Below are 25,179 nucleotides of genomic sequence, written 5' to 3'. Positions count from 1 at the left end.
AAGCAGGAGAACAACGTGCAGCAGAGCCCTCTTCCCATGTCCGCCGCCGACGGCCTTCGCCGCCAATTCGCGTCGCAGTCGGCCCCGTCGCTGTCGACCCGGTCGGGCCGCCCCGACCGCTACCGGCCGAGCGACCTGGCGCAGCGCGTGCGCGGCCTTGGCCCCCTGGCCCGCACCGAGGACGTGACGCTGAGCGTCCAGACCGCCGACCACGCCGACGAGAGCCGCTCCGGCGATCGCGACCGGCTGCTGCAGCTGACCACCTCGCTGGTCAGCCTCGCGGTGCGCGCGTCGCGCCACGGCAATGTCAGCCTGCGGGTGGAAAGCCCGCCGGACGCGCCGGTGCGGCTGATCCTCCGCTTCGCCGACCTGAGCAAGGCGCCCCCGGGCGAGACCCTTCTGTGGTCGGGCAACCGGCGGTCGCGGGCGACGCTGCAATCGGTGATCAAGGCCTTCGTCGCCGAACTGGGCGCCGAGGTCGGCATCGCCGCCGGGCTGCGCGAGCGGACCGAGCTCTGCATCACCCTGCCGCAGGAGCCGGCGGCCAAGGGCTCGCAGCGGCTCGACGACCGTCGCGTGCTGCTGGTCGGCGACGCCCGGGCGACCTCGGACAGCCTGTCGACGTTGCTGGTCGGGCGCGGCGCCGAGGTCTCGCTTCAGGCCGAGGCCGGCCATCTCCGCCGGCAGGACGCGATGATCGTCGACATCGACTCGGTCGATGACGCCGCCAGCACGCTGTTCCGGCTGCGCGAGACCGAGCGGCTGCAGGGCCGCTCGCCGGCCCCCGCGCTGGCCCTCGTCGATGCGGAGGCGACGCCGGAGGATATCGTCGGCTATTTCTGCGCCGGTTTCGCCGCGCTGGCCTTCAAGCCGATCTGCATCGACGAGATCTGCCGCAAGCTGAACAGCATCCTCTGAACGCCCGGGCCCGCGCCCCGATCCGAAAGGGACAGTCCATGTCCGATAAAGACGCCCCGGCCGCCCGCTTCGTCGAGGCCTGCATCCTCGTCGCCGAGACCGATCCCGCGGATCTGGCCGCCCTGAAGCATCCGGAGCTGCAGGGGAAGCTGCGCTACTTCGCCCCGGCGGCGCTGGAGGCGCTGGTCCAGCTCGACGTCCTGCTCCAGCGCCAGGCCGCGGCGGATCTGGTGGAGAAGAGCGAGGCGAAGGCGGCTGCGCGATAGCGGCGGCCTGACGCTGGTCCCCGACCGCGGCGCCAGCAACCGCAAGGCGGTGATTTCGGGCAGGGAGCAGCGGTCTCGGACGCCAGTGTCGCCAGCGGTGGACGCAAACTGCGTTCCCACCTCACGCCGCCCCCTTCCGCCCCGCAGGGGGTGGATATGGCGCGGCAACGGTCGTAGGACGGTCCCACCATGAGCCCGCGACCTTCCCTCCAGCGCCGGATCCTCCTCGGCCTCGGTCCCGCCATCGCCGCGGTGCCGCTGCGCGAGGCGGCGCGGGCGGGTCTCGGCGCGATGCTGGGGCTGGCGCTGCTCGGGGCCTTCGTGCTGGGGCCGACGGTCGACCCGGTGCTGGGGCTCTATCTCATCGCCCCCTTCGGCGCGACGGCGGTGCTGGTCTTCGCCATCCCCAACAGCCCGCTGGCGCAGCCCTGGTCGGCGGTGGTGGGCAATGCCGCAGCCGCCAGCGTCGGGGTTGCGGTCTGCCTGTCGGTCCCCGATCCGGTGCTCCGCGTCGTGCTGGCGGTGGGGCTGGCGATCATCGCCATGGGGTTGGCGCGGGCGATGCATCCGCCGGGTGGAGCCATCGCCATGACCGCCGCCCTCAGCCCGGATCAGATCCGGGAGTTGGGCTTCGGCTTCGTCCTCGCCCCAGTCGCCCTCGGCACGGCGGTGCTGGTGCTGACGGCGGTGCTCTACGCCCGCGCCACGGGGCGGCATTACCCGCTGCGCCAGTTCGAGGCGCCGAGCCCGGCGGGCACCGCCGACAAGGCGCCCGCCGAAAGGCTGGGGCTGAGCGAGGCGGAGCTGACCGAGATCCTGCAGCGCTACCGCCAGTCGCTGAACCTCGGGGTGGAGGATCTCGCCCGGCTCATCGGCGCGGCCCAGATCCGCGCCGCCGGCCACCGCGCCGGGCCGCTGACGGCCGGGGACATCATGTCGCGCGATCTGGTGACGGTGGGGCCCGAGACGCCGCTGCTGTCGGTGGCGGAGCTGTTCCGCCAGCACGGCTTCACCTCGCTGCCCGTGGTCGGGGCCGAAGGCGCCTTCCTCGGCGTGATCTTCCAGATCCACCTGATCCGCCGCGGCCGCGACGAGGCCTTGCGGCAGAACCGCGGCTTCTCCCGCGCCATGGCCCTTCTGCTCGGCCCCCGGCCCACCGCGCCGGTGCGGGCCGGCGACATTATGGATACCGCGACGCCCCGCGCCGAGCAGAGCACCCCGGCCGGGGCCCTGCTTCCGATGCTCTCCGAAGGGGATTGCGCCGCCGTCCCCGTCCTCGACGAGGGCCGGATCGTCGGCATCGTGACCCGCACCGACCTGATCGCCGCGCTTGCCCGGCGCAGCCTGGGACCGGAGCAGTCCGAGGCCGGCTGATCAGGCGGGCCGCTCCCCGGCCTGCGGGAAGCCGGCGCCGCGGAAGGCCTCGCGGCTCAACGGCCGGCCCAGCAGATAGCCCTGGAAGATATGGCAGCCGATGCCGATCAGCGCCTCGCGCTGCGCCTCGGTCTCCACCCCTTCGGCGATGATCTCCAGCCCCATGGCGTGGCCGAGATCGACCAGCGCCCGCACCACCTGGTCGGTCCCGTCCACCGAGCCGAGCCGGCTGACGAAGGACTGGTCGATCTTGATCACGTCGATGTCGAAATCCCGCACGTATTGCAGCAGCGAATGGCCGGTGGCGAAATCGTCCAGCGCGATCATCACCCCTGCCGCCCGCAGATCCTTCAGGTTGCGATGCGTCGCGGCGCCGGAATCGAGCGCGCAACGCTCGGTAAGCTCCAGCTCCAGCCGCTCGGGCGGCAGGCCGGTGTCTTCCAGCACCGCCAGCACGTCGGCGGTGAACCGCACGGAGCGCAGCTGCACCGCCGAGACGTTCACCGAGATCTTCGGCAGCGCCATCTGCTGCGCGAAGGCGCAGGCCTCGCGCAGCACCCAGAGCCCGAGCTCTTCGATCATGCCGCTCTCCTCGGCCACGGCGATGAACAGCTCGGGCGGGACCGGGCCGCCCGGCGCGCCGGGCCAGCGCAGCAGCGCCTCGGCGGCGAAGAGCGAGCCGTCGCGGTCGAGGATCGGCTGGTAATGCACGTCGAACTGGTCGCCGGCGGCCAGCGCCAGCCGCAGGTCGCGCTCGATCTCGTGCCGGCGGCGCAGCCCGTCGTCCATCGCTTCGGTGAAGATGCAGAAGCGCGACCGGCCATCCAGCTTCGCCCGGTAGAGCGCCGCATCCGCCGCGCGCTGCAGCGCCTCGACACCGCCGCCGACCTCCTCGGCGGTCGCCACGCCGATGCTGGCCGAAACCTGCACCAGCCCCGCCTGCAGCTGGTAGGGCAGCGACAGCAGGTGCACGAGCCCGGCGCAGAACGTGGCCAGCGCCTCGCCTTCGGCCATGCCGATGAGGATGATGCCGAATTCGTCGCCGCCGAGCCGGGCCACGGTGTCACTGCGCCGGACCTGCGCCAGCATCCGCGACGAGACCTGCCGGATCAGCTCGTCGCCGGCGGCATGGCCCAGAGTGTCGTTCACCTTCTTGAAATGGTCGAGATCGACGCTGATCAGCGCCATCCGCGCGCCGCCGGCCCGCGCCGCCGGCAGGGCCTCGGCCAGCCGCTCCTCGAAATGCATCCGGTTCGGCAGGCCCGCCAGCGCGTCATGGCTGGCGAGATAGCGCGCCTCGGCCTCGCTCCGCTGCAGGTAGCGCGCCGAGAACCAGAGCCGGACCACGAGGGCGACGAAGAGCCCGAGGCTGAACAGGCCGAACAGCGTCACCACCGGCTTCATGGTCTGCACCAGCCGCAGCCCCGGCTGGTCGGGGGTCCAGGTGAACCAGACCAGCGGTGCGCCCCCGGCGTCGTGCAGCGCGACCTGGGCCTGCCCCTCCGGCGCCTCACGCACGAAGGCCGCGTCGCGCAGGTTGTCCGCCTCGCCGATCCGGCGGGCGAGCGCGTCGTCCAGATCCTGCACCGCGACATGCAGGTATTCCTGGCCCGCCGCCTGCGTCGCCCCGTCGCTGTCCGGCATGATCGGCGTGATCGAGACAAGCACCGGCTGGCCCTCCAGCAGGATCGTCGAGCCGAAGGACAGCTCTGCCACCGCCTCCGCCGGATCCTCCGCCCCGGCTTGCGTCTCTGCGATCAGGCCGCGCAACCTCGAGGCGAGTTCCGCCAGCCGCCCGTCGAGTTGGATCGGCACCGCGGGGTCGAGCCGCCTGCCGTCCACCGCGCCATAGACCGGCCTGTCATCCGGACCGAGGACATAGCTCCGGTCATGGCCGTAGAAGTCCTGCATCCAGAGGCCGAGATTGTCGTCCATCCAGTCCTGATCATTGGCCCGCGTTTGGAGAACCGCGTCATCCCAATAGGTTGAGGCACGTTGTTCAACCGGGATCCGCTCGGCCTCCGCCTGCACGGCGCGTTCGACGAAAGCGCGCTGGTGCTCGAAGGCGTCGGCGTCCACCTCGCGCACCGCTTGCCGCGCAACGAGAACCACGCTCAGCAGCGCAAGCGCCGCCGCCGCCGCGATGAGGGCAATGAGTCTGGCGGGAAAGGCGTGGGTCTTGAACCGGCGTGTCATGGTTTCCCTGGAATCGTCGGCCTCGGTCCGGGAGGGTCTGCCGGAGGCGCGCGGGGGAAGTCCCGGGACTTGATTCTCTACACGCGGGGGTAGTGCGTGACCGCCGGAATGGCAAGTTTGCCGCACAAGTTTTACGCATATTGGTCGCCGATGTTGCCAAGCCGCGGAGGCGGCTCACCGGGGTCGATGCAGGCCTGTGTCAGCCTTCAACCCGCTGCGCGACCCTCGCTCAGCGCCAGCCGGCGGTCGCGCAGGGCGGAATGCGCCGCCTCCGCCCGGCGCAGGATGACGCCGAGATCGGCCTCCTGCAGCCTGTCGCGCGGCGCCTCGCCGAGGATCAGCGCCACCTGCTCGCCCAGCCGGTCGAGCTGCGCCGGCAGCCGGGCATGCGGCGCGATGCGCTCGATCGCCTCGAGCAGGTGGATCACGATCACCGGCTTTTCCGCGCCGTTCTGCCGGATCTGGTCGAAGGCGGCACCGATGACGCTGGCATGGGTCGGACGCGGGCAGATCACCCGCACCACCCCCTCGGCGTCGCGGAACACGCCCGGCGGCAGCTCGCGGTTCAACAGCAGCGACAGCGTGGCCGACAGCTGGTCGATCACCGCGATGGCGGTATAGGGGTCGTTCAGCGAGGGCGACATCGCCCGCAGCGCCACCTCCACCAGATGCCGGATCGAGAATTCCACATCCTGCACCGGGGTGCGGTGGGCGCCGATGACGATGGTCTCCCGCACCTCGGCGCACAGCCTGTCGGAGCGGTGCGGCGGCATCAGCCCGATGCCCTTGCCGTCCTCCACCACGAAATCGCCGGCGCGGAAATCGAGGCCGACGAGGCAATCGGCCTCCCGGGCCACCTCGACCAGCCGGCCGAAGGCGATGGCGCGGATATAGCCGCCCTTGCCCGGCCCGAAGCGGAACGCCTCCTCGGCGAAGCGCTCCGGCAAGAGCCGCTCCGGCGTCTCTTCCGGCGGGCCCATCAGCGGCTCGAAACCGCGGATCAGCGCGTCGAGCTCGCCGCCGACCCGCCGCACCACCGTCTCCGACATGATCGACCGGGCCAGCACATGCTGGAACAGGCCCAGCAGGCAGACGCTGAGCGCGACCAGCGCCACCGCCAGCGTGACGCTCGGCAGCGGCAGCGCGTCACTTCCCGTGACCGCGCCGAGCATCGCCGACAAGAGCAGGCAGTAGACGATCGTCATGACGAAGCAGCCCAGCACGAACTGGGTCCGCTTGCTGGCCATGAAGATGCGGATCAGCCGTGGGCCGAACTGGCTGGAGGCGAGGCTCAGCACCACCATGGTGATCGAGAAGATCAGGCTGGTCATGGTCATCATCGAGGTGAGCAGCGTCGCCACGAGATCGCGGGCGGTGTCGGGCGCGGCGCGGTAGACCAGCGGCAGCTCGCCGCCCTCCGCCACCCGCCGGTCGACCAGCCGTGCGCCCCACGCGAGGAGGGCGGCGAGGCCGATCATCAGCGAGGGCACGAACCAGAAGCTGGTCCGCATGTTTTCCCAGAAGGTCCTCAGATGTTCCCGGGTCATGCGGCGATCCCTCCGGCTCCTGCGTCTCTCCCGGGGCGGGAGGATTCCGGCCTGGAGGTCGAGCCATGCGGGCAACATCGCAGCCGGCGGGAGGTTCCCGGTGGAGCACCGCGAGGGGATGATCGGGGCCGTGGTCCGGCCCTGATCCTTGGCGGGTGAGAAGGGGCGGGCCGCGCCCGCCCCCTCCCTTCAGGCCCGGGCGAAGGCCAGCAGGTCCGGGTTGATCACCTCGGGATGGGTGGCGAAGAGCCCGTGCGACAGGCCGGGGTAGGTCTTCAGCGTGCCGTTCCGCAGCAGCTTGATCGCCAGATGGGCCGAGTTGGCAATCGGCACCAGCTGGTCATCCTCGCCGTGCAGCACCAGGACCGGGATGGTCAGCGCCTTCAGATCCTCGGTGAAATCGGTTTCCGAGAAGGCGTTGATGCAGTCGTAATGCGCCTTGGCGCCGCCGGACATGCCCTGCCGCCACCAGTTCTGCACCAGCCCCTCGCTCACCTTGGCGCCCTCGCGGTTGAAGCCGTAGAACGGGCCGGAGGCGATATCGAGGAAGAACTGCGCCCGGTTGGCGATCAGCGAGGCGCGGAAGCCGTCGAAGACCTCCAGCGGGATGCCCTCGGGGTTGGCTTCGGTCTTCAGCATGATCGGCGGCACCGCCCCGATCAGCACCGCCTTGGCGATGCGGCCCGGCTCGGCCCGGGCGGCGTATCGCGCCACCTCGCCGCCGCCGGTCGAATGGCCGATGTGGATCGCATCCTTCAGATCCAGCGCCCGGGCCAGCTCGACCATGTCCTGCGCATAGGTGTCCATGTCGTTGTCGCTGTCGGTCTGGTCCGAGCGGCCATGGCCGCGGCGGTCATGGGCGATGACCCGGTAACCCTGCTCGAGGAAGTAGAGCATCTGGGTGTCCCAGTCGTCGGCCGACAGCGGCCAGCCGTGGTGGAAGACGACGGGCTGCGCATCGCGCGGGCCCCAGTCCTTGTAGAAGAGCGTCGTGCCGTCGGTGGTGGTGAACGTGGCCATGATGAGGTCTCCTTGGGTTTGAGCGGTGAGGGGGCGGGGCATGAGGAGCAGGGCGGCGGTTGCGGCCCCGGTGGCGATCGCCGTGCGTCTGGTCATGTCGAGGGTCATTGCGCTGCCTTTCTGTTCCGTATGGACAAGCTACGCCGTGACGCGCAGAAAGAGGCTCGGCGGAAATGGCAACAATCGGGGCGGAACGGACAATGTCGCAGAAGACCGAGCTCGTCGCGGAAATCGGCCTGCTGATCTACCCGGACTGCCAGCTGGCGGCGATCCACGGGCTGACCGACCTGTTCCGCATCGCCGGGCAATGGACCGGCGAGACCAGCCGCGCCATCCGGGTCTCGCACTGGCAGGCGACCGAGGAGGGCGCGACCTGCGTCTGGGACAGCCATCCGGGGCCGGCGCACCGGCTCGGCCATGTGATCGCCCCGCCCAGCCTCATCATGCCCGAACACATGGCCCCGGCGCCCGGCGCGGCGCAGTGGCTGCGCGGGCAGCATGCGGGGGGCGCCACGCTCTGCTCGGTCTGTGCCGGGGCCTTCCTGCTGGCGGAGACCGGCCTGATGGACGGCCGACGCGCCACGACCCACTGGGCCTTCGCCGGGCAACTGGCGCAGCGCTTCCCCAAGGTGAAACTGGCGGCCGAGCACATGGTGCTGGACGAGGGCGACCTGATGACCGCCGGCGGCATCCTCGCCTGGGCCGATCTGGGGCTGACGCTGGTCGGGCGGCTGCTCGGCCCGGCGACGATGCTGGCCACGGCGCGCTTCCTGCTGATCGAGCCGCCGCGCCACAGCCAGCGGCCCTTCGCCCAGTTCGTGCCGCGCTTCGACCATGCCGACGAGGCGATCCGGCGCAGCCAGCACCAGATCCACACCGAGGCCGCGACGCTGCAGGGCGTGGCCGAGCTGGCCGCCGCGGCGGGAATGACCGGCCGCACCTTCCTGCGCCGCTTCAGCGCCGCCACCGGCCTGACCCCGGTAGAATATCTGCAGCAGGTCCGCATCGCCAAGGCGCGCGAGGCCTTGGAGCAGAGCCTGACCCCGGTCGATCGCATCGCCTGGGATGTCGGCTACGCCGACCCCGCCGCCTTCCGCAAGCTGTTCCAGCGGCTGACCGGCTTGCCGCCCGCCGCCTATCGCCAGCAGTTCGGCATCGCCGGCCCGCCCTCGCCGGAGGCAAGACCGGAGCGCCTCTGTGCATTGTCAACGCAACAAATGGAAAGTAGGTAGGCAATCAACGTAATTCGCGGAGGAAAACTTATGGGAATGAAAAAGTTCGTTGCCCTGACGACGATGGGCGCCCTGCTGGCCGGCACGGCCCTGGCCGATCCGGTCGAGGTGAAGATCGGCTATGCGCTGGCCGAGAACTCGCATTACGGCGCCGGGTCGAAGAAATGGATCGAGGTCACCGAGGGTCTGGTCGGCGACCGCTTCGACTTCGTCGAATTCCCCGCCTCGGCGCTCGGCGGCGAGCGTGAGGTGATCGAGGGGCTGCAGCTCGGCACGGTCGAGGCCACCATCGTCTCCTCCGGCGTGCTGTCGAACTTCGTCCCCGAGGTCGGCGTCTTCGACATCCCCTTCCTGTTCCGCGACTTCGAACATGCCCGCTCGGTGCTCGACGGCCCGATCGGCCAGGAGATGCTGGCGAAGTTCGAGGATCAGGGCCTGATCGCCCTGGCCTGGGGCGAGCAGGGCTTCCGCCACATCACCAACAACCGCGCGCCGATCAACGCGCCCGCCGATCTGGCCGGGCTGAAGCTGCGCACGATGGAAAACCCGGTGCACATCCTCGCCTTCCAGACGCTCGGCGCGGCGCCGACCCCGATGGCCTGGCCCGAGGTGGTCTCGGCGCTGGAGCAGGGCACGATCGACGGGCAGGAAAACCCGCTCTCGGTCATCGTCTCGTCCAAGCTGAACGAGGTGCAGAAGAACCTGACGCTCACCGGCCATGTCTATGCGCCGAACGTGTTCTTCGTCTCGCAGATCTTCTGGGAAGGCCTGACCGACGAGGAGAAGGAAGCCTTCCGCAAGGGCGCCGTCGAGGGCGGTCTGGCGATGCGCGCCTTCGTCGACAACGCCGAGGCCACCGGCGCCAAGGCGATGGAAGACGCCGGCATGGCGGTGAACACGCTGAGCGTCGAGCAGAAGGAAGTCATCAAGGAGGCTCTGGCCCCGGCCTATGCCGACTATGCCGAGACCTTCGGCGCCGAGCTGATCCAGCAGATCTCGGACGCGAAGTAAGCCGGCGCGGCGGGCGGCCCTTCGGGGTCGCCCGCAAGCCCCCCGGCGCAGGCCGCAGCAAGGACCCTCCGATGAGCCCGTTTCTCAGCACGGCCGAGAAGGCCTTTCTCGCCCTGAACCGCGGGGCCGTCATCCTGGCGCTGGCGGCGATGGCCTGCCTCGTCTTCGCCAATGTCATGCTGCGCTTCTTCACCAACAACTCGATCGTCTGGGCCGAGGAAGTCGCGCGCTACCTGATGATCTACATGACCTTCCTCTCCGCCGGTCTGGCGCTGCGCGGCGGGCTGCTGGTGGCGGTGAGCCAGATCCACCTGCGGCTGCCCCAGGGCGCCGCGCGCCTCCTGCGCACCGCGATGCTCTTGGTGCTTCTCGTGTTCTGCGGCTGGATGATCTGGTCCGGCCTCGAATACGTCTCGCGCATGGGGCGGCAGGTGACGCCGGCGACGCGGATCTCCTTCAGCCATATCTACCGCGCCATGCCGATCGGCTTCGGCCTCCTGATGATCCATATCCTGCTGGTCTCGCGCCATTTCGTGACGCAAGGCCGGTTCGATGCCGACACGCACGAGCATGGCTCGGCGGTCGGCGGCTGAGGAAACCCCATGACCCTCGCGCTCGTCCTCCTCTTCGCCATCCTGCTGATCGCAGGCTTCCCGGTCGTCTTCGCGCTGGCCATCTCGGCCTTCGGCGCGGTGCTGATCGAAGGCAAGTATCCGGTCATCGTCGTGGTGAAGGAGATGTTCACCGGGCTCGACAGCTTCCCGCTGATGGCGGTGCCCTTCTTCGTGCTGGCGGCCGAGCTGATGACCGGCGGCGCGATGACGGCGGTGCTTTTGCGCTTCGCCGCGCAGTTCTTCGGCCGGGCGCGCGGCGGGCTCGGCTATGCCAACGTGCTGTCCTCGACGCTCTTCGCCGGGATCTCCGGCTCGGCTCTGGCCGATGCGGCGGGGCCGGGCGGCATGATGATGAAGATGATGGAGAAGGAGGGCTATCCCCGCTCCTATGCCGCGGCGCTCACCGCCTCGGCGGCGGTGGTCGGGCCGATCATCCCGCCCTCGATCACCATGATCATCTACGCCATGCAGGACGAGCGTGTTTCAGTCGGCGGTCTCTTCATGGCGGGGATCCTGCCCGGCATCCTGATCGCGCTGATCTACGCCGGGGTGAACATGATCCAGAGCTTCCGGCACGGCTACCGCTCGGAAACCCCGGTGCCGCCGCTGCCGCAGATCCTGCGCAACACGGTCCATGCCATCCCGGCGCTCCTGCTGATCGTCGTGGTGATCGGCGGCATCCGTGGGGGGATCTTCACCCCGACCGAGGCCTCGGTCATGGCGGTGTTCTACGCGCTGTTCTGCGGCATGTTCCTCTATCGCACCCTCCGGCTCCGCGCGATCCCCGAGATCCTGCTCGCCTCCGCCGTGACCTCCGGCGCGATCCTGATGATCCTCGCCGCCGCCCGCGCCTTCGCCTGGGTGCTGGTGATCGAACGCATCCCGCAGGACGCCGCGCAATACATCGTCGACATGAACCTGTCGCCCATCGCCTTCCTCCTGGTGGTCAATGTGGCGCTTTTGATCTTCGGCTGCTTCATGGACCCGCTGCCGGGGGTGATGATCCTCGTGCCGATCCTCGCCCCCATCGCGCATTCGATGGGCATCGACCCCACGCATTTCGCCATCCTCGTCATCGTCAACCTGACGATGGGGCTGGTGACACCGCCCGTGGGCAGCCTGCTCTTCGTGGTCTCCTCGGTGGGCAGGGTGCCGGTGGCGCAGATCCTCAAGGAGATGCCGATCTTCATGGCGGCGAACCTGCTGATCCTGATCATGCTCAGCTTCCTGCCGGCGATCACCACCTTCCTGCCGCGGCTCTCCGGCTTCTGAAACGCAAAAAGGCCGGGGCAGGGCGCCCCGGCCTTCCGCTGTCCAAAGCCGGCTCAGACCGCGGCGACCGCCTCCAGGTCCGGCACATCCCAGCCACGGCCCGGCATGGCGGCGAGCAGCTGGCGGGTATAGGCGTCCTGCGGATTGCCGAAGACCTCGTCCACCGTGCCACGCTCGACGATGCGGCCCTTGCTCATCACGATCAGGTTGTCGCAGATCTGCGAGGCGACGCGCAGGTCATGGGTGATGAACAGGATCGTCAGCCCCATCTCGCGCTTGATGTCGGCCAGCAGCTGCAGCACCTCCTTCTGCACCGACACGTCCAGCGCCGACACCGCCTCGTCGGCGATCAGGATCTTCGGCTCGACCATCAGCGCCCGGGCGATGCAGATCCGCTGGCGCTGCCCGCCGGAGAACTGCGCCGGGTAGCGATAGAGCGCATCCTCCTCCAGCCGCACGATCTTCATCAGCCGCTTGGCCCGCTCCAGCGCCACCTCGCGCGACACGCCGAAGTTCATCGGCGCGCCGATCAGCTGCTCTCCCACCGACCGGCGCGGGTTGAGCGAGCCGTAGGGGTCCTGGAAGACGATCTGGATGTCCTTGCGCGCCGCGCGCAGGCTGCTGCGCGACCCTTGAGCGAAGTTGCGGTTGCCGACCCAGATCGCCCCGTCGTCGGGATCGATCAGCCGGATCAGGCAGCGCACCAGCGTGGTCTTGCCGCTGCCGCTCTCACCGACGATGCCCAGCGTCTCGCCCTTCCTGACGGTGAAGTCGGTCGGATGCAGCGCATGCACGGTGCGCGGCTTCTTCATCAGCGAGCCCGGGACGTGATAGGTCTTCTCCAGCCCCTGCACCCGGAGCGCGATGTTCTCGTCCAAGGGTTCAGCAGCGCCCTCGCGGCGGCGGGGGACGGCGGCGATCAGCTGGCGGGTGTAGGGATGCTGCGGATTGTTCAGCACCTCCGCCGCCGTGCCCTGCTCCACCACGATGCCCTTCTGCATCACCACCACGCGGTCGGCGATCTCGGCCACCACGTCGAAGTCATGGGTGACGAAGAGGATGCCCGCGTTATGCGTGGTCTTCAGCGTCTTGAACATAGCGAGGATCTGCGCCTGCGTCGTCACGTCCAGCGCCGTCGTCGGCTCGTCGGCGATCAGCAGCGTCGGGTCCATCGCAAGGGCGATGGCGATGACGATGCGCTGGCGCTGGCCGCCCGATAGCTGGTGCGGATAGCTGGAATAGACCCGCGGCGGGTCCGGCAGCCGGACCTCTTCCAGCAGCGCCATGGTCCGCGCCTTGCGCTCGGCCTTCGACAGGCTGGTGTGGGCGGCGAAGATCTCCTCGATCTGGTCGCCCACCGTGAAGCAGGGGTTCAGCGCGGTCATCGGCTCCTGGAAGACCATGGCGATGCGCTTGCCGCGCAGCCGGCCATGCTCGCGCTTCGACATTTTCAGCAGGTCCTTGCCCTCGAACAGCATCTCGCCGCCCGAGGGTTTCAGCGCCTTGGGCAGAAGGCCCATCGCCGTGAAGGCGGTGACCGACTTGCCCGAGCCGCTCTCGCCCACCACGCAGACGATCTCGTTCTGGTGGATGTCGAAGGACAGGCCGCTGACCGCGTGGGGCCGGTCGCCGCTGGGCGGCAGATCGACCGTCAGGTTGCGGACCGAGAGAACGGGTTGGGTCATGGCTGCAGCTTGCCTTCGCCGATGTCCCAGAACAGACCCGCCATCATCTGCGCCGCTTCTTTCGCCACATCGACCATGATGTGCTCGTCCGGCGCATGCTGCGAGCAGGAGGGGTGCGAGTGCGGGATCCAGATCGTCGGCAGGGCGAGGGTCCCGGCGAAGACCTCGTTCGGCAGCGAGCCGCCGAAGTTGGGCTGCAGCGCCGGCTTCTTGCCGGTGGTCTCCTGCACCGAGGCGACGACCAGCCGGGTCCAGGGGTTGTCGGGATCGGTGCGGGTGGCGCGGAAGAAGCCGCGGTCCATCGGCTCGATCCGGATGTCCCCGAAACCGTGGGCATCGAGATGCTCGCGCAGCGCCGGCAGGATGCGCTCGCGGTCGACGCCGACGACATAACGCAGCTGGCAGGTGGCCTTGGCCGTGCCCGGGATGGCGTTCACCGGCGCCTCGGGACGGCCGCATTTGTAGGCCAGCACCTCGAAGTTGCACCAGCCATAGACCTGTTCGGGGCCAACCAGCCCCGGCTCGCCCCAGGTCGGGTCGGTCTCGGGATCGTCCGGGCCGAATTCCATCTCGATGTCCTTCAGCGCGGCATGGACATTGGCCGGGATCGTGCCCGGGGTCCATTCGCGGATCGCGATGCGGCCCTTGGCGTCGGTGATCGTCGCCAGCGCATGCGCCAGACGGATGCCCGCGTTCGGCAAAAGCCCGCCCCAGTTGCCCGAGTGATGCGCGCCCTCGCGCAGATCGCAGATCAGGTGGAAGCCATGCCCGCCCCGCGCCCCGAGAAAGACCGTCGGCACATGGGTGGAAACCCGCGGCCCGTCCGAGGCGATCAGCACGTCCGACCGCAGCAGATCCTTGTGGATCTCGGCCATCTCGGCCAGCCCCGGCGAGCCGGATTCCTCGCCCATCTCGATCAGCACCTTGACGTTGAAGCCGAGGCTGCCGCGGGATTCCAGCACCAGTTGCAGCGCGGCGAGGTTCAGCGCGTGCTGGCCCTTGTTGTCGACGATGCCGCGGCCATAGATCCGGTCGCCCGCCAGCGTCGCCTCCCAAGGGCTGCGGTTCTCCTTCCAGTCGCCCGCCATGCCCCAAAGCACGTCGCCATGGCCATAGGTCAGAACCGTCGGCAACGCCGGGTCCTCGATCCGCTCGGCGAAGAGCGCCGGGATGCGCTCCAGCTTGGGGTTGGGCAGGATCTGGCAGGTGAAGCCCATGCCTTCCAGCAGCGGGCGCATCTCTTCGTTCAGGTAGCGCAGATGGTCCGGGCCGCTGTCCTCGCGCGGGCTTTCCGACGGGATGGCCAGACGCGCCTGCATGTCGGCCAGAAAGCGGCCCCCTGTCACATATTCGCCAGCGGCGGCCACGACGGTGGAACGGGTCATGTCGGTCTCTCTCAGTTTCTGTTTTCGGGAGCGAGGGCGTCGCGCAGCCCGTCACCCATCATGTTGATCGCCAGCACCAGCACGCAGATCGCGGCGCCGGGGATCAGGATCAGCCAGCTGTCGAACAGCAGGTATTGCCGCCCCTCGGCCACCATCAGCCCCCAGGAGGGCGTCGGCGGCTGCACCCCGAGGCCGAGGAAGGACAGCGAGGCCTCGAGCAGGATGGCATGGGCCATCTCGAAGGTGGCGATCACCGCGAGACGGTCGAAGATGTTCGGCAGCAGTTCCTTCACCAGCAGCTTCGGGGTGGAATAGCCCATCGACTGCGCGGCCTGGATATACTCCTGATTGCGGATCTGCATCACGGCGGAGCGCATGACCACGGCGAAGCGGTCCCAGAGCAGCAGCCCCAGCACCAGCACCACGACCGTCAGCGAGCCGCCGAAGATCGCGACCACGGCCAGAGCCACCATGATCACCGGCAGCGTCAGCCGGGTCATGATCAGGAAGTTGATGACCAGATCGATCCGCCCGCCGAAATACCCGGCCAGCACCCCCATCAGCGTGCCGATGATGCCCGAGGTGATGACGGTGAAGACCCCGATCAGCAGCGAGATCCGCGCGCCGTAGATGATGCGGCTCAGATAGTCGCGGCCCAGGCCGTCGGTGCCCAGGGGATGCGCCCAGTCGCCGCCGTCGAGCCAGATCGGCGAGACGGTGCGGTTCAGCATGTCCTGTGCCAGCGGGTCATAGGGCGCGATCAGCGGCGCGAAGACCGCCATCAGCAAGATCAGCCCCAGCACGATGGCGCCGCAGAGGAACACCGGGTTGCCGAGGGCGCGGGCGACAAAGCCCTTGCGGGTTGCGGGAGCTTTGGGAAGCACGAGTTCCGGGCTGGTCATTGGATGCGGATCCTCGGGTCGAGCCAGGCATTGATGAAATCGGCCAGCAGGACCATGATGACGTAGAAGATGGCGACGATCAGCAGCACCGCCTGCACCACCGGCAGGTCCATGCGCGAGATCGACTCCCAGGCGAGGAAGCCCAGCCCGTTGATGCCGAACACCGTCTCGATCACCACCGAGCCGCCGAGCATGTTGCCGAACTGCACCGCCGACAGCGACACGACCGGAATGACCGCGTTGCGCAGCGCGTGCTTGAACACGACCTTCCAGCTGCTGATCCCCTTGGCGCGGGCCGTCCGGATATAGTCCGACGACAGCGCCTCGATCATGCCCTGACGGATCAGCCGCATCATTGGCGGGGTGGAGTAATATCCCAGAGCGATGGCGGGCAGGACGAAATGGCCCAGCGTCTCGGACCCCGACGGCGGGGCGATGCCCAGCGTCAGTGAGAAGATCACGATCAGGATCAGCGCGAACCAGAAGGTCGGCATCGCCTGTCCCATCACCGCGACCAGCATCGCGAAGCGGTCGAGCAGGCTGTTGGGCTTCAGCGCGGCGGCGACGCCCAGGGGCACCGACAGCGCCAGCATCACGCCGAGCGCCATGACCGCCAGCGTCAGCGTGTTGGGCAGCCGGTAGGCGATCAGCTCGGCCACGGGCTGGCGGAAGAACAGCGAATTGCCGAAATCGCCCTGCAGGGCATTGCCCAGCCATTCGCCGTAGCGCACCGGCAAGGGCCGGTTCAGCCCCAGATCCTCGCGGATCTCCTCGATCTGCGCGGCGGTGGCCTCTTCACCCGCCACGGCGATGGCGACATCGCCCGAGGCGTTCAGAAGGGTGAAGGCAAGGAGCGAAACGGCCACGCAGACAAGCAGCGCCAGGCCGATCCGCTGCATCAGATATCGCAGCATATGTCACCAGTATTCGGTTGGCCTGCGCGGAAGACTCCGCGCAGGCGCTTGTCTCACTCGTTCCAGCTGGCTTCGAAGAAGCGCGGCGTCTCGTCGGGAACGGGGGTGAAGTCGAGCGCGCTGTTGTAGACGTAGTTCAGCGCATAGGTGAAGATCGGCACCTGCAGCGCCTGATCCGAGATGCGGACCAGCGCCTTGGAATAGGCCGCCTTGCGCGCCTCGGGGTCGATCGTGGTGTTGCCCTCTTCCAGCAGCGCCGTCACCTCGGAGTCGCGGGCATAGTCCACCGCCGAGCCGTCGTACCAGTAGCCCGGACCGGCGCTGACATCGAGGATCGACGACGAACCCCAGGCCTGGAACCAGATCGGGGTGCGGCCCTCGTTGCGGGCCTGAGCGATGGCCGAGGCCTGCAGCATGGTCAGGTTGGCGGTGATGCCCACCGCCGCCAGGTCGCCGATGATCGCCTCGACCACGGGACGGTCGCGGTAGCCGAAGAAGTCGATCGAGAACCCGTCGGGATACCCGGCCTCGGCCAGCATCTCTTTCGCCTTCGCGGGATCATACTCGTAGGTCGTCATCCCCTCGGCCGAGCAGCCGAACTGCGGCGGGGCGCAGGCGGTGTCGATGGTCTGCGACCCCGGGCCGATCATCGCCTCGCGGATGCCGTCGCGGTTGATCGCGTGGTTGATCGCGCGGCGCACCTCGAGCTCCTTCAGCGGCGTGTCGCCGGTGCGGCCGGCGGCGTCGAGACCGATGAAGCCCACCCGCAGCGTGTCGCCGGATTCGACCTTCAGCTGCGACTGGCCCTCGAACTGCTGCACCGCATCCGGCGGCACGCGCCAGATCCAGTCCAGATTGCCGGTCATCAGCTCGATCGCCTGGGTGTTGAACTCGGCGATGCGGCGGAATTCCAGCTTCTCGATCGAGGGCTTGCCCTTCACCCCGCCGAAATAGTCGCCGAAAGCCTCCATCGAGACCCGCTCGCCCGGCACGATCTCCGTCACGCGGTAGGGGCCGGTGCCGATGGGCTGGCGCGACATGCCGTCGGGCCCGACCTCGGCATAGTAGTCCGACGGATATATCGGCACGACATTGGCGAGATATTCCAGCACGGCGGGGAAGACGCCCTTGGTCTTCAGCCGCACGGTGTAGTCGTCGATCTTCTCTGCGCTCTCGAGGAAGAAGATCGGCTGCACCGTGGTGTTGGTGGTCACGAACTCGACGGTGCCGACCACATCGTCAGCGGTGAAGTCGCTGCCGTCATGGAATTTGACGCCCTGGCGCAGCTTGAACTCCAGCGTGGTGTCATCGATCCACTCGAAGGATTCGGCCAGATGCGGCTCGATCTGGTTGGTCTCGTTGTTGCGGTAGATCAGCGTGTCCCAGATGTGGTGACCCAGCACGATGCCCTCGCGGATCGTGTGGGTATAGAAATCGATGCTGGAAGGCATGCTGTCGGAAGCCCAGGCCAGCGAGTTGTCATCGGGGCCGGCCCAGACGGGGGCGGTTCCCAGCCCGAGGAGGATGGCCGTCGTATATGCAAGAGTTCGTTTCATCTGGGTCCCTTCTGCAGTCTATGCGCTCGCCGCATCGTCGTTCTCGGAAAGGCTATTCACGCGTTTTAATTTTGTATACATAATTTTGTGACCTGTTCGAGAGGCCTACGTGGCCGGAAGTGCAAAAACTGAACAAAAACTGAGCATGGGTGGATCAGTTGCCCGATATTGTGCCGATAGAACGACGCAGCCTGCATGACGATCTGGTCGCCAGTCTGCGCCAGCTGATTGCCCGCGGCGTGCTCGCGCCCGGCTCGAAGCTGAACGAGAAGGACCTCTGCGCCAGCTTCAACGTGTCGCGCACCCCGCTGCGCGAAGCGATTCGCGCGCTCGCCGCCGAAGGGCTGGTGGTCGTCACCCCGCATCGCGGCGCCTCGGTCGCCACCGTCTCGGAAGACCAGATCCTCGAGAGCTTCGTCGTCATGGGCGCGCTGGAGGGGCTGGCCGGCGAGCTTGCCGCCCCGCGGATCAGCGAGCCGCAGCTGGCCGCGATCCGCGCCGACCATGCCGCGATGCTCGACTGCCGCGCCGCGGGCGATCTCGACGGCTATTACGCCCACAACCGCCGCATCCATGACGCCATCTTCGAGGCCGCCGACAACGCGACCCTCAACAGCACCCGCCAGCTGATCTTCACCCGCATCGTCAACCTGCGCTTCATCGCCCGGATCGGCGATGACGAATGGTCCACCGCCATCGCCGAACACGAGGAGATGCTGGAAGCGCTGGCCGAACGCGACGGCGCGAAGCTCGGCGCGGTGCTGCGCCGGCATCTCGACTCCAAGCGCCGGCAGGTGGCGCATTGGCTCGCCCGACAACCCCTTCCCGACCAGGATCCCTGACATGACCGAGACCTACCCCATCCGTCCCGAGGACATCGACCTTCCGGCCTTCCTCGAGGAGCTGCGGGCCTGGGTCTCGCTGGAAAGCCCGACCGCCGATCCCGCCGCCGTCAACGCCATGGCCGACCGCGCCGCGGCCCATGCCACGGCGCTCGGCCTCAGCGTCACGCGGCATCCGACCGATGACGCCACCGGCGACCTGCTGATCGCCCGCCACGGCCCCGAGGACCGTGCCGACGAGATCCTCATCCTGACCCATCTCGATACCGTCCATGCCAAGGGCGCGCTGGCCGGCCCGCTGCCCTGGCGCCAGGAGGGCGACAAGCTCTTCGGCCCCGGCGTCTATGACATGAAGAGCGGCGCGCTGATGGCGCTGGAGGCGCTGGCCCTCGCCGGCGACCGCACCGTCGCCACCGTGCTCTTCATCCCCGACGAGGAGACCGGCACCTATGCCGGCCGCCTCGCCGTCGAGGCCGCCGCCCGCAAGGCCCGCGCCGTCCTGGTGATGGAGCCCGCGCGCGACGGCGGCAAGATCGTCACCGGGCGGCGCGGCTCGGCGATCTACCGCATCGAGGTGCATGGCCGCGCCGCCCATTCCGGCACCCGCCCGCAGGACGGGCGCAGCGCCATCCGCGCCGCCGCCCGGCTGATCCTGACGCTGGAGGCGATGAACGACCCCGCGCGCGGCATCGGCGTCAATGTCGGCGTGATCCAGGGCGGCACCACCCGCAACACCATCCCCGCGCTCTGCGTGCTCGACATCGACGTGCGCCTGCCCGACCGTCAGGCGCAGGAGGAGGTGACGGCAGCCATCGAGGCTCTGACGCCCGTCGATCCCGACATCCGCTTCGAGATCACCGGCGGCGTCTCGCGCCCCGCCTTCAGCGCCGAGCCGGGCACGCTGGCCCTGCTGGAAACCGCGCGGCCGATCGCCGAGGCGATGGGCTATCCGCTGGTGCCGATGACCTCGGGCGGCGGCTCGGACGGCAATTTCACCGCCGCGCTCGGCCTGCCGACGCTGGACGGGCTCGGTCCCGATGGCGCCGACGCCCATACCTTCAACGAGCATCTGCTGGTCCCCTCCATCGCGCCGCGTCTGGCGATGCTTGCGAACCTGCTCATCACCCTGCATGAGAAGCCGGCCCGGGGCCTGTGACGGCTCCGATCCCCGGCCGCGACAGTGCAAGACGGGCCGCGCGCCCGCTGAAACCCACGGAATAGACATGACCTATCTGAAACGCGTCGGCATCGACGGCTACATGTTCCTCTTGCTGGCGATGATGGCGCTCGGCGCGGCGCTGCCGGCGCGGGGGGTAGGGGCCGACATCCTGCACCAGATCACCTTCTGGGCGGTGGCGCTTCTGTTCTTCCTCTACGGCGCCAAGCTCGACTCGGCGGCGGTGCTGAAGGGCATGATGAACTGGAAGCTGCAGCTCCTGACCTTCGCCGCCACCTTCGCGCTGTTCCCGCTTCTGGGTCTCGGCATCACCAGCGCGGTGGGCGGGCTCCTTGGCCCGACGCTGGCGCTCGGCGTGCTGTTCCTCGCGGTGCTGCCCTCGACGGTGCAATCCTCCATCGCCTTCACCGCGATGGCCGGGGGCAACGTGCCGGCCGCGATCTGCGCCGCCTCGCTCTCGAACCTGATCGGCGTCGCGCTGACGCCGGCGCTGGTGGCGCTGATGCTGCATCAGGACGGCGGTGCCGTGGGGCTCGACGCGATCCTCAAGGTCGGCACCCAGATCCTTCTGCCCTTCCTCCTCGGTCAGGCGCTGCGCCGCTGGATCGGCGGCTTCATCAAGCGGCAGATGACGCTCTCGCGCATGGTCGACCGCGGCTCGATCCTGCTCATCGTCTATTCCGCCTTCAGCGCCGGCACGGTGGCCGGCATCTGGTCCTCGATCCCGCCCGAGACGCTGCTCATCCTGTTCGGCGTCATCGCCGTCTTCCTCGCGCTGGCCATGGGGCTGATGGAGGCGGCAGGCCGGGTGCTCGGCCTGCCGGCCGAGGACCGGGCGGTGCTGTTCTTCTGCGGCTCGACAAAGAGCCTCGCCAGCGGCCTGCCCATCGCAACGGCGATCTTCGCCCCGAGCGTGGTCAGCGCCATCATCCTGCCGGTGATGATGTTCCACATGACCCAGCTCTTCGTCTGCGCCGTGGTCGCCCGCCGCCGCGCCGACGCGCTGGCGCAACCGGCCTGAGCCGGCGGCGGGGCCTCAAATCGGCCAGACCGCCAGGATCAGCGGCGTCCCCACCACGACCACCAGCAGCGACAGGGGCGCGCCCAGCCGGGCATAATCGCCGAAGCGGTAGCCGCCCGGCCCCATGACCAGCGTGTTGCACTGATGCCCGATCGGCGTGAGGAAGTCGCAGCCCGCTCCCACCGCCACCGCCATCAGGAAGGCGTCGGGCGTATAGCCGAGGCTGCCGGCGAAGGTCGCGGCGATCGGCGCCATCACCAGCACGGTGGCGGCGTTGTTGAGGAAAGGCGTCACCGCCATCGCCACCACCATGATCAGCGCCAGCGCCCCCCAGGCCGGCAACCCCATGGCGAGGCTCGACAACAGCCCGCCGATCAGGTCGGTCCCGCCCGTCGTCTGCAACGCCTCGCTGACCGGGATCAGCGCCCCCAGCATCACGAGGATCGGCCATTCGATCGCCTCATAGGCCGCCTCCGGGCTGATGCCGCCGGTAACGATCATCGCCAGCGCCGCGCCGAAGAAGGCGATGGCCACCGGCAGCACTCCGAAAGCGGTCAGCCCCATCGCCACGGCGAGGATCACCACCGGCAGGATGTCGCGCCTCACCGATCCCAGCCGCAGTTCGCGCTCGGCCAGCGGCAAGAGCCCGAGCGTGCGGATGCTGTCCGGCAGGATGTCGAGCGGCCCCTGCAGCAGGATCACATCGCCCGGCTCCAGCGCGGTCTCGCCCAGCCGCTCGGTCATCCGGTTGCCGGCCCGCGCCACGGCGACGATGTTGACCCCGTGCTGTTCGAACAGCCGCAGCCGCATCGCGCTGTGGCCGATGATCGGCGACCCGGTGCGCACCACCGCCTCGATCACCCCCAGCTTCGCCTTGGCGCCCTCCGCCGCCTGCTGCTGCCGCGCCAGCGTCAGCCCGCCGGCCGCCGCCGCGCGCTCCAGCTCGTCCGGCTGGCCGCGCATCTGCAGCACGTCGCCGGGCTTGATCACGGTGTCGGGCATGGTCACCGGCCGGCGGCGGTCGTCGCGGATCAGCCCGGTCACCGCGATCTCGCTGTTCGACAGGCTGAGGAACTCGCCGATGGTCTTGGCGACGACGAGCGCGTCCTCCGGCACCGCCGCCTCGGTGCTGTAATTGCTGATGTTCACCGCCTCGCCCAGCGAGGCCGCGGCCCGCCGGTCGGCCGGCAGCAGCCGGTAGGCGAACAGGAGGAACACCAGCCCCACCAGCGACAGGCCGAGCCCCACCGGCGCATAGTCGAACATCCGGAACGGCTGGCCAGTCAGATCCTCGCGCACCTGCGAGACGATGATGTTGGGCGAGGTGCCCACCATGGTGATCAGCCCGCCCAGCAGCGACCCGAAAGCCATCGGCATCAGGTAGAGCGAGGGCGAATTGTGGGATTTCTTCGCCATCCTGATCGCGGCGGGCATCATCATCGCCAGCGCGCCGATGTTCTTGATCAGCGCCGACAGCAGCGTCACCGACCCGACCAGCACCAGCATCTGCCCCTGGAAAGTGTTCAGCCGCCGCACCAGCCAGCGCAGCGCCGCCTCGATCATCGCCGACCGCGACACGGCGGCGCTGACCACCAGCGCGCTGGCGACGATCATCACGATGTCGTCGCTGAAGCCGCTGAAGGCCTCCTCCGGCGACACCGTGCCCGCCAGCAGAGAGGCGGCGAGGGCCAGCATGGCGACGACATCGTATCGCAGCCGCCCCCAGAGAAAGAGAGCCATCATCCCGGCGATGATGGCGAAGGCGGCAATCTGTGGGGGTGTCATGTCTGTCCCGTCGCTGGCGCAGGGCGCGCCCGGTGAAACGCCGACAATCATCCGGAGTTCCTGTGGCGGGCTTCACCCTTCGCTAATCTCTGTCACCGAATATCCCGACGTTGGCGATAAGGCTGCACACCGATGTCAGCAGGTGAAATCGCTTCTGGAGGATCCATATGACCATCAAGCTAAAGCTCGCCGCCGCCTTTCTGATCGTGCTCGTTCTCTCCGGGCTGGCGGTCGGCTTCGCCCTCAGGGCGCTCGACGCTCTGGGCGCCAGTCTCGAAGCCATGGTGGAGACGGAAATGCAGAACGTGCTGCATGCGGAGGAGATCAACGAGGGCCAGCTGCAGCTGAAGGTCGCGCTGCGCGAGTATTTCTACCGGACGGACGAGGCGTCGAAGGCGGAAATCAAGCAGGTGATCATGGACAGCCGCAAGCAGCAGGTCGCCGCAGTCGAAGCGCTGACGGCCGCGAACCTCGGTCCCGAGGGGGAGGCGTTCCTGACCAAGTATCAGGACATGCGGAAGATTCTCGGTCCCTACAACAACACGGCGATTGAGCTTGCGGAAAAGAACGACCTTGCCGGTGTGGCGCAGGTTCTGACCGATCCGACCTATGTCAGGGTGCAGATCGAACGTCAGGAGCTTTTGCAGGCCTTCGTCCAAAGCCAGCTCGACAGGCTCGCGGCGGTCACCGTCGCTGCGGAACAGAAGTCCCGGCAGACCGCCATGACGCTCGTCCTGCTGATCAGCATCGGCGGGGTGCTGGGAAGCGGTGCGGCGATCTGGATCGTGCTGTCGATCGGGCGTGGCCTGCGTCAGGCGCTGATGCTGGCGCGCAACGTCGCGGCTGGCGATCTTTCGACCACCGCCACCATCACGGGCCGCGACGAGATCGCCGAACTGCTCGGCGCCAACAATCTCATGGTGATGAAGCTGCGCGAGGTGGTCGGCGGCGTCACCTCGGTCGCCCGGCAGGTCTTGACCGGCAGCAGCCAGATGGCGTCGACCTCGGAACAACTGAATCTGGGCGCGAACCAGCAGGCCTCGGCCACCGAGGAAGCCTCGGCCGCGGTGGAGCAGATGGCCGCCAGCATAAACCAGGCCGCGGACAGCGCCGGCCAGACCGAGGTGATGGCGACCAAGGCGGCGAAGGACGCCCGCGCCTCGGGCCAGGCCGTGGGCGAGGCGGTGGGCGCGATGCGCGCCATCGCCGACCGCATCCTCGTGGTGCAGGAAATCGCCCGGCAGACCGATCTCCTGGCGCTCAACGCCGCAGTCGAGGCGGCGCGGGCGGGCGAACATGGCCGCGGCTTCGCCGTGGTGGCCTCGGAGGTGCGCAAGCTGGCCGAACGCAGCCAGGTCGCCGCGACCGAGATCTCTGCGCTCTCGGCCAATACGGTGAAGGCGGCTTCCGGCGCCGGCAAGATGCTCGACCAGCTGGTGCCCGACATCGAGCGCACCTCGGCGCTGGTGACCGACATCTCCGTATCGGCGCGAGAGCTCGCCGCCGGGGCGCAGCAGGTGGCAATCGCCATCCAGCAGCTCGACAAGGTCACCCAGCAGAACACCTCCGCTTCCGAGGAGGTGGCGCGTGGCGCGACCGATCTGTCCTCGCAGGCGGGCCGGCTCGAAGAGACCGCAGGCTACTTCCGCCTCGCCGACCGGCCCGAGCTATCCCCCGCGCCGGCGCCCAAGCTCCGGGTGGTGAGCGGCGGCGCGGCCGAGCCGGCCCCCCGCAAGCCGGCCCGGCCAGCGCCGAGCCCTTCTCCAGTGGCAAGCGCCCCGCCGGCAAGCGCTCCTCCGCCGCGCAAGATCGTGTCGGGCGGTTTCGACTTCAGCCTCGACGAATCCGATGGCGACCTCGACGCGGCCTTCAAGCGGGCCTGACACATTTGAACGGGCGGGCCGTCAACCAATCGGCCGCCCGCCGCCTCGCAAGGGAAGTCGCGGCGAAGTCCTTTGCCTCCGGAGCTGCGGCAAGCCTGCCCGAGAGGCAAAGGTTGACAAAACCCTAAATTCTTTGACGATTTCCTTTTGCACCAACGGGTTATTCCAATTTTCACGCGTGAACGGCTCGCCTCCCGCCGGTTTTCCTCCCGGCCTCCGCGGCTCCGCCCCGCCCCTCGCCGCCAGAAGCAAATAAATCTCCATCCTGATGGACTGTTTCGGCCCACAGCTCCGTATACCTGCTGATGGACCGCAAATCGCCCTTCGACATCATGGCCCAGCTGGGCAGCCTGCGCCGCTACGCGCGGGTGCTGACTCGCAACGACGCCGACGTCGAGGATCTGGTGCAGGACGCGCTGCTCCGCGCCCATGAGCGGCGCGACAGTTTCCGCAAGGGCGGCGACCTGCGGCTCTGGCTGATGTCGATCCTGCACAACGCCTTCATCGACGGCGCCCGCGCCCGCCGCGCCGAACGGCAGCGCGAGACCGCCGCGGCCCGTCTGGCGCCCCAGGCCCTGG

The 25,179-nt window shown here is 68.7% G+C and carries 21 protein-coding genes; 12 read left to right on the top strand and 9 right to left on the bottom strand.

Annotated elements, in window-relative coordinates; all coding sequences use genetic code 11:
* Nucleotides 1-15: 15 nt before the first annotated feature.
* From C5F48_RS10255 to C5F48_RS10245, 3 genes are all read left to right on the top strand, one after another.
* The gene (locus C5F48_RS10255; RefSeq protein ID WP_146170577.1) at nucleotides 16-918 is read left to right on the top strand and encodes a hypothetical protein; all 903 of its coding nucleotides are present in this window, start codon (nucleotides 16-18) and stop codon (nucleotides 916-918) included.
* 38 nt (nucleotides 919-956) lie between these two features.
* A complete protein-coding gene (locus tag C5F48_RS10250; RefSeq protein WP_107663814.1) occupies nucleotides 957-1,184 on the top strand; it encodes a hypothetical protein in 228 nt (75 codons plus the stop codon).
* 189 nt (nucleotides 1,185-1,373) lie between these two features.
* Nucleotides 1,374-2,558, top strand: coding sequence for an HPP family protein (locus C5F48_RS10245; protein ID WP_107663813.1), 1,185 nt, complete (start codon nucleotides 1,374-1,376; stop codon nucleotides 2,556-2,558).
* Here the strand turns inward: C5F48_RS10245 and C5F48_RS10240 are convergent, their stop codons facing one another.
* The 3 genes from C5F48_RS10240 to C5F48_RS10230 all read right to left on the bottom strand — a co-directional run bounded on the left by C5F48_RS10240 (nucleotide 2,559) and on the right by C5F48_RS10230 (nucleotide 7,417).
* The gene (locus C5F48_RS10240) at nucleotides 2,559-4,754 is read right to left on the bottom strand and encodes a putative bifunctional diguanylate cyclase/phosphodiesterase (protein ID WP_107663812.1); all 2,196 of its coding nucleotides are present in this window, start codon (nucleotides 4,752-4,754) and stop codon (nucleotides 2,559-2,561) included.
* A 206-nt stretch (nucleotides 4,755-4,960) separates the two neighbouring features.
* Nucleotides 4,961-6,301 carry a DUF2254 domain-containing protein gene (locus C5F48_RS10235; protein ID WP_170139739.1) on the bottom strand — a complete coding sequence of 447 codons (1,341 nt, stop codon included), beginning with the start codon at nucleotides 6,299-6,301 and terminating at the stop codon, nucleotides 4,961-4,963.
* Between the two features lie 189 nt (nucleotides 6,302-6,490).
* Nucleotides 6,491-7,417 (bottom strand): alpha/beta fold hydrolase, encoded by a 927-nt coding sequence (locus tag C5F48_RS10230; protein WP_308812749.1) that lies wholly within the window; start codon nucleotides 7,415-7,417, stop codon nucleotides 6,491-6,493.
* Between the two features lie 104 nt (nucleotides 7,418-7,521).
* Between C5F48_RS10230 and C5F48_RS10225 the strand changes: the two genes are divergently transcribed.
* The 4 genes from C5F48_RS10225 to C5F48_RS10210 all read left to right on the top strand — a co-directional run bounded on the left by C5F48_RS10225 (nucleotide 7,522) and on the right by C5F48_RS10210 (nucleotide 11,450).
* On the top strand, nucleotides 7,522-8,553 hold the full coding sequence (locus C5F48_RS10225; protein WP_107663810.1) for a GlxA family transcriptional regulator: 1,032 nt from the start codon (nucleotides 7,522-7,524) through the stop codon (nucleotides 8,551-8,553).
* Nucleotides 8,554-8,589: 36 nt separating this feature from the next.
* The gene (locus C5F48_RS10220) at nucleotides 8,590-9,564 is read left to right on the top strand and encodes a TRAP transporter substrate-binding protein (protein ID WP_107663809.1); all 975 of its coding nucleotides are present in this window, start codon (nucleotides 8,590-8,592) and stop codon (nucleotides 9,562-9,564) included.
* A 71-nt stretch (nucleotides 9,565-9,635) separates the two neighbouring features.
* Complete coding sequence (locus C5F48_RS10215) at nucleotides 9,636-10,157, top strand: TRAP transporter small permease (RefSeq protein WP_107663808.1); 522 nt, start codon at nucleotides 9,636-9,638, stop codon at nucleotides 10,155-10,157.
* A gap of 9 nt (nucleotides 10,158-10,166) precedes the next feature.
* Complete coding sequence (locus tag C5F48_RS10210; protein WP_107663807.1) at nucleotides 10,167-11,450, top strand: TRAP transporter large permease; 1,284 nt, start codon at nucleotides 10,167-10,169, stop codon at nucleotides 11,448-11,450.
* Between the two features lie 53 nt (nucleotides 11,451-11,503).
* Here the strand turns inward: C5F48_RS10210 and C5F48_RS10205 are convergent, their stop codons facing one another.
* The 5 genes from C5F48_RS10205 to C5F48_RS10185 are packed head-to-tail and all read right to left on the bottom strand — an operon-like array spanning nucleotide 11,504 to nucleotide 17,892.
* Nucleotides 11,504-13,135 carry an ABC transporter ATP-binding protein gene (locus tag C5F48_RS10205; RefSeq protein ID WP_107663806.1) on the bottom strand — a complete coding sequence of 544 codons (1,632 nt, stop codon included), beginning with the start codon at nucleotides 13,133-13,135 and terminating at the stop codon, nucleotides 11,504-11,506.
* A complete protein-coding gene (locus C5F48_RS10200) occupies nucleotides 13,132-14,520 on the bottom strand; it encodes a M20 family metallopeptidase (protein ID WP_107663805.1) in 1,389 nt (462 codons plus the stop codon). The genes C5F48_RS10205 and C5F48_RS10200 overlap by 4 nt, the downstream gene beginning before the upstream one ends.
* A gap of 11 nt (nucleotides 14,521-14,531) precedes the next feature.
* On the bottom strand, nucleotides 14,532-15,422 hold the full coding sequence (locus C5F48_RS10195; protein ID WP_107663804.1) for an ABC transporter permease: 891 nt from the start codon (nucleotides 15,420-15,422) through the stop codon (nucleotides 14,532-14,534).
* Nucleotides 15,419-16,336, bottom strand: coding sequence for an ABC transporter permease (locus tag C5F48_RS10190; RefSeq protein ID WP_107663803.1), 918 nt, complete (start codon nucleotides 16,334-16,336; stop codon nucleotides 15,419-15,421). The genes C5F48_RS10195 and C5F48_RS10190 overlap by 4 nt, the downstream gene beginning before the upstream one ends.
* 53 nt (nucleotides 16,337-16,389) lie before the next feature.
* Nucleotides 16,390-17,892 carry an ABC transporter substrate-binding protein gene (locus C5F48_RS10185; protein ID WP_107663802.1) on the bottom strand — a complete coding sequence of 501 codons (1,503 nt, stop codon included), beginning with the start codon at nucleotides 17,890-17,892 and terminating at the stop codon, nucleotides 16,390-16,392.
* Nucleotides 17,893-18,041: 149 nt separating this feature from the next.
* On the opposite strand from C5F48_RS10185, the gene C5F48_RS10180 reads away from it, so the two are divergent.
* The 3 genes from C5F48_RS10180 to C5F48_RS10170 all read left to right on the top strand — a co-directional run bounded on the left by C5F48_RS10180 (nucleotide 18,042) and on the right by C5F48_RS10170 (nucleotide 20,932).
* On the top strand, nucleotides 18,042-18,734 hold the full coding sequence (locus C5F48_RS10180; RefSeq protein ID WP_107663801.1) for a GntR family transcriptional regulator: 693 nt from the start codon (nucleotides 18,042-18,044) through the stop codon (nucleotides 18,732-18,734).
* A 1-nt stretch (nucleotide 18,735) separates the two neighbouring features.
* A complete protein-coding gene (locus C5F48_RS10175) occupies nucleotides 18,736-19,890 on the top strand; it encodes a M20 family metallopeptidase (RefSeq protein ID WP_107663800.1) in 1,155 nt (384 codons plus the stop codon).
* Between the two features lie 67 nt (nucleotides 19,891-19,957).
* Nucleotides 19,958-20,932 carry a bile acid:sodium symporter family protein gene (locus C5F48_RS10170; RefSeq protein ID WP_107663799.1) on the top strand — a complete coding sequence of 325 codons (975 nt, stop codon included), beginning with the start codon at nucleotides 19,958-19,960 and terminating at the stop codon, nucleotides 20,930-20,932.
* Nucleotides 20,933-20,947: 15 nt separating this feature from the next.
* Here the strand turns inward: C5F48_RS10170 and C5F48_RS10165 are convergent, their stop codons facing one another.
* Entirely contained in the window at nucleotides 20,948-22,717 is a 1,770-nt protein-coding gene (locus C5F48_RS10165; protein ID WP_107663823.1) for an SLC13 family permease, read from the bottom strand.
* 167 nt (nucleotides 22,718-22,884) lie between these two features.
* Between C5F48_RS10165 and C5F48_RS10160 the strand changes: the two genes are divergently transcribed.
* Nucleotides 22,885-24,600, top strand: a complete 1,716-nt coding sequence (locus tag C5F48_RS10160; RefSeq protein ID WP_107663798.1) for a methyl-accepting chemotaxis protein — start codon at nucleotides 22,885-22,887, stop codon at nucleotides 24,598-24,600.
* Between the two features lie 305 nt (nucleotides 24,601-24,905).
* On the top strand, nucleotides 24,906-25,179 hold a 274-nt coding region (locus C5F48_RS10155; protein WP_146170576.1), incomplete at its 3' end, for a sigma-70 family RNA polymerase sigma factor.

Origin of the sequence: Cereibacter changlensis JA139 (assembly GCF_003034985.1) — a bacterium.
GTDB lineage: Bacteria > Pseudomonadota > Alphaproteobacteria > Rhodobacterales > Rhodobacteraceae > Cereibacter > Cereibacter changlensis.
Note: the sequence above shows the minus strand (reverse complement) of the source record. Positions and strands in the feature narration are given on the sequence as shown.